The organism is Leptolyngbya cf. ectocarpi LEGE 11479, from assembly GCF_015207065.1.
GTDB classification, from domain to species: Bacteria; Cyanobacteriota; Cyanobacteriia; order Phormidesmidales; family Phormidesmidaceae; genus Leptothoe; species Leptothoe ectocarpi.
Window position 1 is genome coordinate 1 of record NZ_JADEXP010000189.1, and the last position, 12,209, is coordinate 12,209.

Consider the following 12,209-nt stretch of genomic DNA (forward strand, 5'->3'; position numbering starts at 1 on the left):
GGGGTACAGTACGCCATTCTAGGCACTGTTGCTGTTGAAAACCCCGAGCTAGTAGGAGAGCTCAGCACTGAATTTCCAGGGCGTATTTTTGTAGGCATTGATGCTCGTGACGGTAGAGTTGCCACTCGTGGTTGGGTGGAAACCTCGACTGTCATGGCAGATGATTTGGCTCGTCGCATGGGAGAGTTGGGCGCTGCCGCCATTATTTATACCGACATCAAACGAGATGGGACGCTCAAAGGCCCTAATCTAGAAGCCCTGAGGGAGCTTGCCAGCAAGATTGATACTCCTGTTATTGCCTCGGGCGGTGTCAGCAGCTTGAGTGATTTACTGAGTCTGTTAGGTGTGGCTCCCTTGGGAGTGAGCGGTGTGATTGTTGGTAAGGCCCTCTACACCGGCAACATCGCCCTACCTGAAGCAATTAAAGCCATTGGCCCAGGACGGCTTCAAGATGTTCCTCCCGACTTGCAATCAACCCGTTGGGGATAACTCAGTGGGCTATTAAATAAAGAACAAAAAGTAGTTCATGAGAACTACTTTTTGTTCTTTAAAGGGGAGACTTGGTTCACGGTTAACAGTTTTGACTGTTCTATCCTCTAGTTTTTAGAGAAATTTTTAATCATTCTTTTCTAAAAAAAAATCAGATAAGCAGGCTCCTCCAGCGACGTCTTTGGAGGAGCCAATAAATTGCCCGGCAGGAGTTTTCGGAACACTGTTATTTAGGGTCTGGTTTCGTTGAAACTGTTGAGGGGAGAAGATTTTAAGCGTTGCTGGGAAGATGAAGCTTGACCGCTTTGGCATAGTCAAACAGTCCTTGTCGAGGGAGCTGTCCAGCAAAATTTTAGGTTGTTGGTAGCCCAAAGATAGTTCAAGTGATATTACTTTTTTGTGTTTGGGTATCTTTTTTATGTCAAAAACTTGTTGAATTAGTGGTATATCTCTGTAGAATTGAAGAACAAGTGAGATTACCTTTCTCAAGTATCACTCCATTCATTGCAACAAAGTGAGGTTTAACCCAATATGGCTACCAATGTCCTTGATCAGCTCAAGGAAGTTGATTCCCAGCTTGCTTCTCAAGTTGAAGCATTAAGCAATCAGCTCTCCGCCGCCGCAAAACAGCGTGAAGGTCTCCAGACTGTTATTGACTTATTTCAGTCAACTGGCAGTACTAATGGTGTTGCCGCTAGCGTGACTGAAATTCTAACCAGTGCCGCCGCTAGTGCTGGTGTCACAGAAAGTGAGCCTGAACCAGCTCCTGCTAAAAAGCCTGGTAAGAAGCGGGGGCGTAAACCATCTGCTAAAACAGCAGAAAAAGCCAAGGCTGCTGTGTCTAAAACTAAGACGACAAAAGCTAAAGCCGCTGCTGAGAAGGTGACGACGACTCGCAAGCCTCGTGGAGGCAAGTCTCCCAACTGGCAACGCTATGTACAGGATCCTTTTCGCAAAACTCCTCTGCCTGATGTTGTTGCTAATATTTTGAAGGCTCAGCCCGATGAAGCGTTCAAAATTGCTGAGGTTATGGAAGCCATCTTCAAGAGTGATATGCCCAAGGCAACGTTCTTGAAAGCACGCAACCGGGTTTCTAATATCCTGTCCGCTGGAGCCCGTACTAGCGAGTGGTATCGTGGTCGTGGCGGCAAGTACAGCATGAGCAAAAAGGCACTAACCTAAGGGTGTCCATGGCTTGTCTACGCATTTGTTGAGCAAGCCTCATCCGTTCTATCCATGGACGGTATCGATAACAGTAAGAAGCTCCTGACATAGAAAAAGGTGATGGGATGGATTCCTATCAAACCTTGCGTCAGGGGCTTCTTGTCTTTGGATATAGAGCTTTTGGCTCAATAGAATATTAATGGAGTCATAAAGTTTTCAAATTTTATGGGTTTAGCGGATAGGACGTGTATCCCTTTTTAGGAAACGTAAGTAAAACCCTGGAGTTATTTTTATGATAATCCGCTTAATATCCCTGGTTAACCTCCTTGGTAGCTGAAGATTTCCCCGAATATTTCCTCATAGCATTGCACCTTGCTTAATTAAGCCTGTGCCCCAGTGTTACCACTGAGGTGTATAGTTCGTAGCTGCTGGCTGAAACACTGTTATGCCTTTACTATTGTCATCCCTGTATTAGCTGAGTCATAGTTGAGATAATTCAGGGAAATCAATGGTTAGTTATGATTTTAATGGAGTCTAGCGAGACTGTTCGTTTCTACAGGTGCCCAGGCGATTGTAGTCTTAATTTTTATGGTTAATTTTTCAGTTGCTATTCGTCTTTATAATGGTGCGTCTGTATTGCCCCAAATTTTAGATGCCCTCAACACCCAGATTATTTCTGATGGTCTTGATTGGGAAGTCATCGTTGTTGACAATAACAGCACCGATGAAACAGCTGATATTGTCAGTATGTATCAGCGAAACTGGACTGTATGCCCTCTGCGGTATGTATTGGAAACTCGACAAGGTGCTTCATTTGCCCGCCACTGCGCCATTTTAGAAGCCAGGGGAGCATGGATCGGTTTTTTGGATGATGACAATATTCCTGATCCCCACTGGGTACAGGCTGCCTATGATTTTGGCACGGCACATCCCCAGGCAGCCGCATTTGGTAGTCAGATTCATCCCCGCTATGAGACCACGCCACCGGCTAATTTTGATCGAATTGCTCCCTTTATTCCGGTGATAGAACGAGATGAAGTTGTTTGTTTTACCACTGGATGGCGAGCCATGAGCAATTTGGTACCGCCTGGGGCGGGGCTGGTTATTTGGCGACAGGCGTGGCTAGATAATGTTCCCTATCCTTTGACGCTACGAGGGCCGGTGGGGAACTCTTTGGCATTAAAGGGGGAAGATGTAGAAGCACTGTTGTACTTAAAAAAAGCGGGTTGGGAGATCTGGTTTAATCCGTTGATGCACATTGAGCATCAGATTCCCAGCTGGCGGCTTGAACGGAGCTATCTGTTACGTTTTTTCCAGGGGATTGGTCTCAGTAAGTATGCTACCCGCATGGTGGGTATTGCGGGTTGGAAGCGCCCGCTGCTGACACTATTATTTATGGGCAATGACGGTCGTAAGCTATGTTTACATCTGCTCAAACACTATCGACATTTACAACAAGATGTGGTGTCGGCAGCCGAGCTACAGCTGCTAATCAGCAGCTTGTTGAGTCCCCTCCATGCCTTGAAACGATACGTTATGAGGAATAGTTGTCCTGGCTGTCTTCGACCACAGGAGCTGATATCGAATGAGCCGGACAAGCAGACGGCTAAATTGTCGAGTTGTCTACACTCTAATGATTAGCGGTGCCCATGCCCACGGTTTTAATCTATCGCGATCAGCTTTTACCTTATTCAGAAACCTTTATCCCGGCTCAGGGTGAAAGTTTAGCGCGATATGGAGCTGTCTATGTAGGTAGTAGCCGCTTGACAGCAGAGTTAGACCATCAGAAAACGATTGTTTTAGATAAGATGTCCGCTTCCGGTCGTCTTTGGAAAGGGTTGTATAAGGTGGCGGGTGTTGTCTCTCCCCATTGGGTTAGCGTACTCAGGCAGCATCGGCCTGTTTTGGTCCATGCCCATTTTGGTGGCGATGGCGGTTTCGTACAGCCTCTTTGTCAGCGGTTGAAGATTCCCCTGGTGGTCACGTGCCATGGGTATGATGCGACCTGGGATACACCTGGTTGGACCACTATCCGCAGTCAGGGTGATTTTTTTCGGATGTTGCTGCTACGAAAACGGGACCGAGCACTGGCAACAGCGGATCGCATCGTTGCTGTGTCTCAATTTATTCGTGACCAGCTGGTGCACAGAGGCGGGGCCGCCGACAAAATAGTGGTGCACTATATCGGGATTGATCGACAGCGGTTTCGCCCCTGGATTGCCCAGCGAGAACCGATTGTGCTGTATGTAGGGCGACTGGTGGAGAAAAAGGGGGTGGAGTATCTGGTGCGGTCAATGGTCGCAGTTCAGCGTCAATTGCCTGGGGTACGGCTGGTGATTATTGGTGATGGAGCATTGCGATCTCACCTCCAATCCCTCACTGACAAACTCTCGGTCCGCACCCAGTTTCTAGGCCAACAGCCTCCCGACCAGGTACGCCATTGGATGAACCGAGCCCAAGTCTTTTGTGGTCCTAGCATTATTGCCCGCTCCGGCGATGCCGAGGGCTTTGGCATGGTATTTGCCGAGGCGCAGGCCATGGGGCTGCCTGTGGTGAGCTTTGCCACAGGCGGTATTCCGGAAGCGGTCATCCACGGTGAAACTGGTTTGCTGGCCCCCGAAAAGGATACTGAGCAGCTAGCCACAAATCTGATCCGACTCCTGGAGGATACAGAGCTGCGTCAAAAATTTGCGCGGGCAGGGCAGGCCCATGTGGCTGCCAACTTTGACCTGCAGAAAAATACCGGTCAGTTGGAAACGATTTATGATGAGGTGGTGGAACAATACCGGGCTGCACATTAATACAGCCGGAGTTGTGGGCGGTGCCTACCCTACAACTGGGCAATAGCCTCCCGCTACTATCGCTTAAATCCTTTCAAGGTGCGTCGTAAGTTTGGCACGTTGGCAATTAGGTAGTCCACCCGTTTACGCCAGTCCTGAAACATCTGCTTGCGGGCATCTGGAAACGCTTCAAACAGCCGATTGGCCGTCACCAAATCTTCGACAGTGGTGGCTCGGTAGGCCGCAATGGCCGCATAGGTGTTCAAAATACTCTCTAGTATGGGGCGGTAGTTTTCGGGACAGCTGCGACGCAGGGGCTCTGGATCCAAGAGCATGGGCCAGGGGGGCCGCACCTGTTTCCAAACAGCCAGATCCGAAGCTTCGGTGTGATACCACATCAGAGGTCGCAGATCTCGGTAAATCGGGTAGTTGAGAATCACCTGGAGCCACAGATAAATGTCTTCCCCGTAGGTGCAGCGATCTTTGGCATAGAAACCGCCAAAGCGATTGACGATGGTGCGATCGCACACAATGGCTCCCGAATGCAGCACATCCAGGTTGGGTTTATGGTCCGCTGGCGATAGCTCCGGAGGGAGTTGCCACTGCCCTGAGGTCAGCCCCAGAGATGACAACACATTGCCCCAATCAGAACGGGCTTCACCTCGATACTGTCCGGTTACACATAAAGCACAGCTAGCATGCCGCCTCAAATGCCCCAGGGCCGTCTCTAAGAAATTTGGGAGCCACTCATCATCAGCATCTAGAAACGCAATATAGGGAGCCGTTGCAGCCCGCAGTCCTCGATTACGCGCACTGCCAGGACCTTGATTTTCCTGGTGAATCAGCCGAATCCGCTCATCTCCCATGGCCTGTACGAGACTGGGTCCCTCATCTGTTGACCCATCATTCACCACAATGATTTCATCAGGCGGATGGGACTGCGACAAAATTGAGACCACCGTATTTTCAATATAGGTAGCCTTGTTGTATAGCGGCACCACCACACTGACAGATAGCGGTTCATGGATGGCTTCAAGTTGGGGCATGGTCTGCGGGAATATGGTCTGCGGGAATATGGTCTGCGGGAAATAGTTATTTCGCTAGCTGTGCTAGAGCGTTACCAATTTGCTGTCCAACAGCTGACCAGGAATACTGTTCTAGAAACCGCTCATAGGCATGTTCTGATAATGTGTGAGTCGTCTGGGGTTGTTGCCATAGGCGCAAAATCCCCTGCACCATAGCAGCAGGGGAGTCCCTTAAAAGTAAATGTTTTTCATCCTCTACGTCTAACCCCTCAGCCCCTTTGTGTGTACTAATGACAGGGCATTTAGCCGCGAAAGCCTCCAAAAGCTTGAGCCGGGTACCGCTGCCTTTTTGCAGGGGCACAACCATGACAGCCGCCGCCGCCAGGTAGGGACGCACATCCTCCACCTGACCTGTGACAATAATGTGCGGATCGGCTTGGGCTGCTATCAACATTTCCTCAGTTGGATCACATCCCACCAATAGCAGCTGACAATTGCTATCGAGTGCCTTCAGGGAAGGATAAATCTGATGGAGCAAAATAGACACCGCCTCGGCATTGGGTTGATAAGAAAATCGCCCTAAATAGATGAGGTTGTTGACATTTTTGCTGATAGTTTTAGACGGTATTGCAGCCAACGACCTTGAGCGAACTGTTTCGTAATAGTCGGGGTTCACTCCGTTGGGTATTGCATAGGCTGTCGTCTTTATACCTGGATATAGCTGGTATAGGCGACGCACATCCTCCTGACTGCACATCCACACTTGATCGACAGCCTGAATAAAATTTTCTTCGATTTGCCGTACTTTAGTCAGCGTTCGGGTTGTTACACCGCCTACCCCCTGATAGCGGCTGTCATCGCCTTCAACGTTATGGTTATCCAAAATTAAGGGACATCTCGCCTGTCGCAAAATGGGCAAATAGCGATACAGCCAGATCTCCTCAATAATAATCAGGGTGGGATTGTAGCTGGCAATGAGCTGGCGCAGTCGGTCGGCGACCTCTCGGGTATATAGCCAGTCAGCCCGAGCATGGCCAGTGGGTCGTAGTCGCCAAAGGCGACGCCGCACCTTTTCTCCCATGGGACGAGACGATTTTGAGAGGTCGTAATGCTCCCAAGCGATAGCCAGCGGTAGTGAGGCGAGGTCAGCTTCTTCCTTATCAAGGGAAAAAAGAGCTACCGATCCCTGCTGAGCCAAAAGATTAATATTTTGCCAATTCCGCAGCGAGACGCCTCCACTCAAGGGGTAAGGTTTTGTCTGGACAAAAAAGAGCGTACGACGCTCTACTGGGAAGGCTCCTGCTTGGCGCGCAGTGGTCATAGGTGCAAAGACTGGGCTAGCCATCAGATTACAGATGTAATCATGCTATCGAATATGCTTACCGTGCAGCCATGGAAAGCGCTGGATAGGTTTCTAAATAACGGTGATAGGGAGTAGATTTTAGGTAATCCACTAGCTCGTCATAGTTCTCGACAGAGGCTTGTAATGTCTGTGGTGAGACCTTTTGATACTGACTAAAGACGGGTTTAGAGTCAATTGAAAGATAATCGCAAATGGCATCAATTGTGGTTTGGTGCTGGGCCTCACTGGCTAAATTTCGTTCATAGGTCAGGGGCAAATGGGGGATATCTCGCAGCAGAGAGGCTTCATATTCCCACAGGCACTGACTTTTTTCGATCCAATTGACCACTGTTTTTGGATCTACATAAATTTTATTTGTTCGGAAACTTTTTGCTGTTCGGTTTTGGTGAAACCCAAAACTGCGGGCACGTATGTTTGATATGGCATGGTTGAGCAGGTTTTCCCGTCTCAAATAAAGAATACGAACGCCTGAGTGGCTGAGTTCATGTAAAAAATTTGAGCCCTGCTGAATATTCTGGATATCCCGCAGCTGGTAGCTTAAAACTTTGCAGCCATAGACGGTCTCACAGGCTTGAGCTGCACAGGCCTTGAGATACAGCTGTGGCCAAAGGATGGGCTGAGCTAAAATTTCACCATCGCAACAGACCTCAGGTAAACAATCCAGTAAGCTGACAAGGGCTGTGCTGCCGGATCGACCTCGGCCAAAAATAATAAATTGTCGGGATGCTTGATTTGATTTAGAACGGACAAAATTCAGATAAAGCTGTAGTTGATGCTTAAAGAGAGCCATTCAAGGTAAATCGCATCTGGTTGGACGCCTAAATTACTGGGTTGTAATAGTCAGTCCTAATCATAGGACGTTAGGCAATGCAAGTCTAGATAGCAACTATGCTTGAGTTAAAGAACTTTGATTTTTTAATTAAATCCCAGCAAATTATAAAGATTGGACGAAGCTGATTGACTCTTAAGCCGTAAACCTGTAGTTAGTCATTTTTCAAGGTGAATTTTTGCCAATTATGGTGATTTTGTAGCGTTATTGACTGATTTTGGACCTGCACCAATGTACTGACCCGTTTGTCTGGGCTGCTGAGTTAATCGCGTTTGCCAATGGGCGAGCTTGCGATCCAGTTTTACCCTCAGCTTTTCTAGATTGAGGCGAAAACTAGCATAGGGACTGATGGGATGTGAGGTGTTTGCACAGTAACCATACTTGGCGGCATCGGGAAAAGTGAGAGCCTCAATAATCTCAATTTGATGATTGGCCAGATTGCGTTGCCATTTAGAAATGGCGTTAGCCGAGATAGGTTGCAAAGCTGATTGGAGATGCTGAACTGCCCAGCCCTGGCGATTGATCAGGGGAGTGTTGGCTGCGGAACGGGTGGTCAACATATCGGTCGTATAGGTTTCGCCGAGAAAGTGGCATAGGCGTGTGAGACACCTCTCAGGCTGTTGTATCAGTTTTTCATATTGCAGGAGCATGACACGGCTATCTCGTTGCCAGTCTCGTTCAAAACTGGTGAGACTCTCTTGCCACTGCTGAGCATGAATATGAATGTAGTTACTTGCCCAAGGGACTGTGTTAAGGGAGGCCGCCACTGCTCTTGGATCCCTGAGCATCCATATGACTTGGGCATCGGGGAACCAGGTAAATAATTGGTGCAGGTGCTGATAATGAAGGGGCGTTTTTTCACCCCAGCGAGGCTTATTGATAGTGTGAGCATATTCTTCTAGCCAGCCCGATAAAATATGCTGATGAGAAGGAGAGCCTTTGGCTAAAATTCGCTCTCGTGTTGGGTGGGCATCAATACCAAAATATGAGAACCGCTGACTGTTGCTAACAGCTTGCCAAAAGCTGTCAAAGTCCTGGGTACAGGAAAGATTGAGTGTTTTATATTGCCGGAGCCAATAGCAGAGATAGTGGGTTTCGGGTGCGATCGCAATCCTGGGATGGGCCGACAGCATACTTGTTAATAGCGTTGTCCCAGAGCGAGGCATGCCTACAATAAATATAGGCCCTAGGGTTGAACTACCAGAAGAATGGATGGTCACAGTCAGCTATTTAAGAGTTTGCACAATCTATCGGCAACAGGGATACTTTGCTGACAGTAGCGATCAACAGCAGACACAAGCTGCTGTTGTGATTCCAGTCGATGATCCAACAGAGAGTCGAGGCGAGATTTCACCTGCTCTAGGGTAAACTGCTGTACCCATACACTGTTATCCTGCTGGTCAATTTCTGTCATAAAGCCCGATACTTTTCTATCATAGGCCGCTGCCAGTAAGGGAATTCCCAAGCCTGCGGCTAAAATTAGCGAATGTAGTCGAGTGCCAATCATCAAGTCAAACGCTTGCAGGGTATCGATCGCCTGTTTCACCGAGGCAAAAGCTTTGTGTACAACGATCTGTTGGCTATAGCTACTGTGCTCCAATACGGCAGCAATGGCCTCTTCATCATTATCAGCGGGGCGATGCTGGGCAATGTAACTGGGCGTATAGGCCTGAAATGGCAGCAGAGAAACCGTAGCGCCTTTGATTTCAATCAAATAATCTATTATCCTCGCCATTTCTCGATAAAAGCTGTTCTCAGCTGCATGATCCAGTTCTGCAAGGCGTCCCGTGAGGGAGCGTATGGAAATGCCCACATGGGGAGCCGCTACTGCTGGAGCAGCTAGAGAAATAGTCGAGCGTTTTGGTATCAACTGAAGTGCCAAATCGCCCATGATATATACCGTACCCGTTACCCCCATCTGTTGCAGCTGCAGCTGAGACTGTTGATCACGGACGACAATCAGATCAACACGATTTAGAGTGTTGACAATAGCGGTCCTGGTGTGAGGTTTCCAAACTTCTCCGACGCTAATGCCCAAAACAATGGTTCGACACCCCAGCGCCATGGCTCGCTGAAGTGGCTGTAGCCAAGTTAGCGCCACATCTCGCTCGGGTGAATCTCGTAGTAAGTCACCTCCTCCCAAAATAAAATATTGGTGCTGCCACAGGGCCAGTGTGTGTGTGGCCCATTTTACCCACCGTTCACGACGACGACGAGGAAACTGGTTGGGTAAGGCTGCCACACTATGGCGCATCACCGTATCCTCTGGATCGTTAGAATAAACCGTAATTTGGTCGAGATAATGCTCACCTAAACAGCGTTTAAGTAAACAAAGCATACCGGCCAACATTGCTTCATCGCCTAAATTATGGTGGCCATAAAAACCGCAAATCAATAGGCGCTTCCAGGAGACCATAGTGGTTAGGGGATGAGGGTATTGAGAATAACAAGCTCCAGGTTTGAGATATTGGCCGCCACTCGCGAGTAAGAACTCCAATAGGATCCATAAATTTTACGGGTGCGAGATAGCGCGTACAAATCAACGACAGCCTCTTGCATCCCCTGTTTACTGTTGCGGCTAGTGGCGGTGAGCTGAGTGATAATACGACGGCCAAACCGTTTGGCTAGCGTTTGCTTTGTTTTGAGTGAATCTGAGGCTAGATAAAAATTAGTAGCTTCATCGCGAGCAATCTCCTGCTCAATGGCCTGCTCAAACAATTTTAATGGACTGCGTTCACTGGATTTCACATGATCACCCCGGCGAATGTGTAACCCTATCGTACGTTCACCAAACCCATCCGTCCGCCGTTGAATTTGGCTTTCCAGGGCAGGAATAGGTTTAAACAGGTCGTATGTATTAGCTGGGTAAAAACTACGATCGGTCAGAATCATCACGCTACGATAGTGCGAAAGCATTGCTAATCGATCGTTTCTAATCAGGTCAATCGCCTCATCATGACCTACAACTTTTTGAAAGTTGGCTGTTTGAAAAACTTTAGCGGCTAAAACCAATAGGATTTTCTTAAGCTGAGCCGAGCTTTGAATCGTTTGAGGCTCGATATACAGCGAGGTGATTTGAGGTGAGATGATTCGCACCTGATCAAGCGGTTGAAACAAGTGCTCAAAGGGACACCTTAACTGAGGCGTATTGTTGAGCCAGATAACGTGCAGCCGTTTCTGTAGTTTCTGGCTGAGCGTAACTGCAGAGTCAATGGCCCGCATCCGATTACCCAAACCACCATGGGGCACTAAGGTCAGTGTTGAGTCAAATCTAAAAGCCATAGTCGGTAATACGCGCTATTTTTAGCCACATTTTTGACACATGCCTATGCTATAGTACCCGCCCTCTCAAAGTTGTCTGGCATCAAAACCAAAAGCCCCCCAGCATAGATACCGATGCTAAGGGGGCTTTTGGTCTATGGACAGGCTTTGTTATGGAATCTCCACTTCAAAGCGGAAAGCGCCCACCTCATTAGAATCAACATTGAGTCCAGAAGCCGGACCTCCGACAACAACACCGCCACCGGCACCTACGCCCAATCCACCTACGGGTGTCCCCGATGGAAAGGAGCCAGGAGCAGAAATACAGGACGGTTCCAATGGTGATAGAGGTGCCCTTGGCGATAAGGCCCCAATATTAGAGAAGTTTAGAGTTGTCCCTCCGGTGGAGAGAGCTATGGGCTGAGCCAATTCCAAACTGGCAGGCTGTAAAACACTGGGGACTTGTAACTCGTCGCACATCTCTAAGTTTTCAGCAGTCCCTAGTCCTGCATTGAAAAAGTAGATAGTGTACTCAACTAAATCGCCAGACTGGAGAGCATTGGAAATATCGGGAAGTCCTAAAGGTAATGTGCTTCCCGACAGGGTGGACAACGTATTGTCGTTTACATCCCCGGTTTGATCATTAAACGAGCCAATATTTGGGATTGCCAGCTCTACGCCATTTCTCGTTACGCGAGTAATTCGTTTCACTAGACGTACATCTGGTGAAAATCTGACCCGTGTGACTGTATTGTCACTCCCATCATTGGTTGGATTATCAGGATCTCCAGGGCCGCCCTCATTCGGGTCTCCATCATTATCGGGGTCAACATCGGTGCCACTATCCGATAGATCGCTGGTGGGGTTTCCAGCCGCATCCGTTGCAGTTGCTGAAATTTGATTATCATACGGACCCGGTAGAGCAGGGGTAAGATTTGGATTACTGGTATCCACATCAACCACCAGCTCGAATGTGCTGGTTTCTCCTACCGCTAATGTTCCCGTAGCCGTGCCTGCTGCATCTGCTAATAGCGTTGTGTTACCGCCAGTAACACCGTCGAAGCCCGGATCTGCAGCCACCGTAGTAGCACCTGCAGTGAAGGTCAGGCTATCTACCTGAAATGTACCTGCACCATAAACAGTATCTAGCTCTTCATCTAGCTGCACCTGCACTAAAGGAACCGTGCCGATATTGGCAACAACAATGCTGTAGGTCACCCTAGCAGTGTTAACACCAAAGCTTCCTGAGGGTTCAAGTACAGTCGAAACAACCTGTTTAGCAACACCAATCACAGGGG

The 12,209-nt window shown here is 48.5% G+C and carries 12 protein-coding genes; 4 read left to right on the plus strand and 8 right to left on the minus strand.

Annotation, left to right across the window (positions count from 1 at the left end):
• Window positions 1-489, plus strand: a 489-nt coding sequence (locus IQ260_RS18565; protein WP_265579555.1) for a HisA/HisF-related TIM barrel protein, incomplete at its 5' end; no start/stop codon positions are given.
• A gap of 126 nt (window positions 490-615) precedes the next feature.
• On the opposite strand, the gene IQ260_RS31155 is transcribed toward IQ260_RS18565, so the two are convergent.
• Window positions 616-861 (minus strand): hypothetical protein, encoded by a 246-nt coding sequence (locus IQ260_RS31155; protein ID WP_228016246.1) that lies wholly within the window; start codon window positions 859-861, stop codon window positions 616-618.
• Window positions 862-1,020: 159 nt separating this feature from the next.
• Between IQ260_RS31155 and IQ260_RS18570 the strand changes: the two genes are divergently transcribed.
• From IQ260_RS18570 to IQ260_RS18580, 3 genes are all read left to right on the plus strand, one after another.
• Window positions 1,021-1,671 (plus strand): hypothetical protein, encoded by a 651-nt coding sequence (locus IQ260_RS18570; RefSeq protein ID WP_193994595.1) that lies wholly within the window; start codon window positions 1,021-1,023, stop codon window positions 1,669-1,671.
• A gap of 570 nt (window positions 1,672-2,241) precedes the next feature.
• The gene (hpsE, locus tag IQ260_RS18575) at window positions 2,242-3,294 is read left to right on the plus strand and encodes a hormogonium polysaccharide biosynthesis glycosyltransferase HpsE (RefSeq protein ID WP_193994596.1); all 1,053 of its coding nucleotides are present in this window, start codon (window positions 2,242-2,244) and stop codon (window positions 3,292-3,294) included.
• An 8-nt stretch (window positions 3,295-3,302) separates the two neighbouring features.
• On the plus strand, window positions 3,303-4,454 hold the full coding sequence (locus tag IQ260_RS18580; protein ID WP_193994597.1) for a glycosyltransferase: 1,152 nt from the start codon (window positions 3,303-3,305) through the stop codon (window positions 4,452-4,454).
• Between the two features lie 56 nt (window positions 4,455-4,510).
• On the opposite strand, the gene IQ260_RS18585 is transcribed toward IQ260_RS18580, so the two are convergent.
• The 7 genes from IQ260_RS18585 to IQ260_RS18615 all read right to left on the minus strand — a co-directional run.
• Window positions 4,511-5,479, minus strand: a complete 969-nt coding sequence (locus IQ260_RS18585) for a glycosyltransferase family 2 protein (protein WP_193994598.1) — start codon at window positions 5,477-5,479, stop codon at window positions 4,511-4,513.
• Between the two features lie 46 nt (window positions 5,480-5,525).
• Window positions 5,526-6,779 carry a glycosyltransferase family 4 protein gene (locus IQ260_RS18590; protein ID WP_193994599.1) on the minus strand — a complete coding sequence of 418 codons (1,254 nt, stop codon included), beginning with the start codon at window positions 6,777-6,779 and terminating at the stop codon, window positions 5,526-5,528.
• 58 nt (window positions 6,780-6,837) lie between these two features.
• Window positions 6,838-7,611 (minus strand): hypothetical protein, encoded by a 774-nt coding sequence (locus IQ260_RS18595; RefSeq protein ID WP_193994600.1) that lies wholly within the window; start codon window positions 7,609-7,611, stop codon window positions 6,838-6,840.
• A 224-nt stretch (window positions 7,612-7,835) separates the two neighbouring features.
• Window positions 7,836-8,870 carry a sulfotransferase family protein gene (locus IQ260_RS18600; RefSeq protein WP_322744996.1) on the minus strand — a complete coding sequence of 345 codons (1,035 nt, stop codon included), beginning with the start codon at window positions 8,868-8,870 and terminating at the stop codon, window positions 7,836-7,838.
• Window positions 8,871-8,872: 2 nt separating this feature from the next.
• Window positions 8,873-10,066, minus strand: a complete 1,194-nt coding sequence (locus IQ260_RS18605) for a polysaccharide pyruvyl transferase family protein (protein WP_193994602.1) — start codon at window positions 10,064-10,066, stop codon at window positions 8,873-8,875.
• A 5-nt stretch (window positions 10,067-10,071) separates the two neighbouring features.
• Complete coding sequence (locus IQ260_RS18610) at window positions 10,072-10,932, minus strand: O-fucosyltransferase family protein (RefSeq protein WP_193994603.1); 861 nt, start codon at window positions 10,930-10,932, stop codon at window positions 10,072-10,074.
• A gap of 150 nt (window positions 10,933-11,082) precedes the next feature.
• On the minus strand, window positions 11,083-12,209 hold a 1,127-nt coding region (locus tag IQ260_RS18615; protein WP_228016247.1), incomplete at its 5' end, for a COG1361 family protein.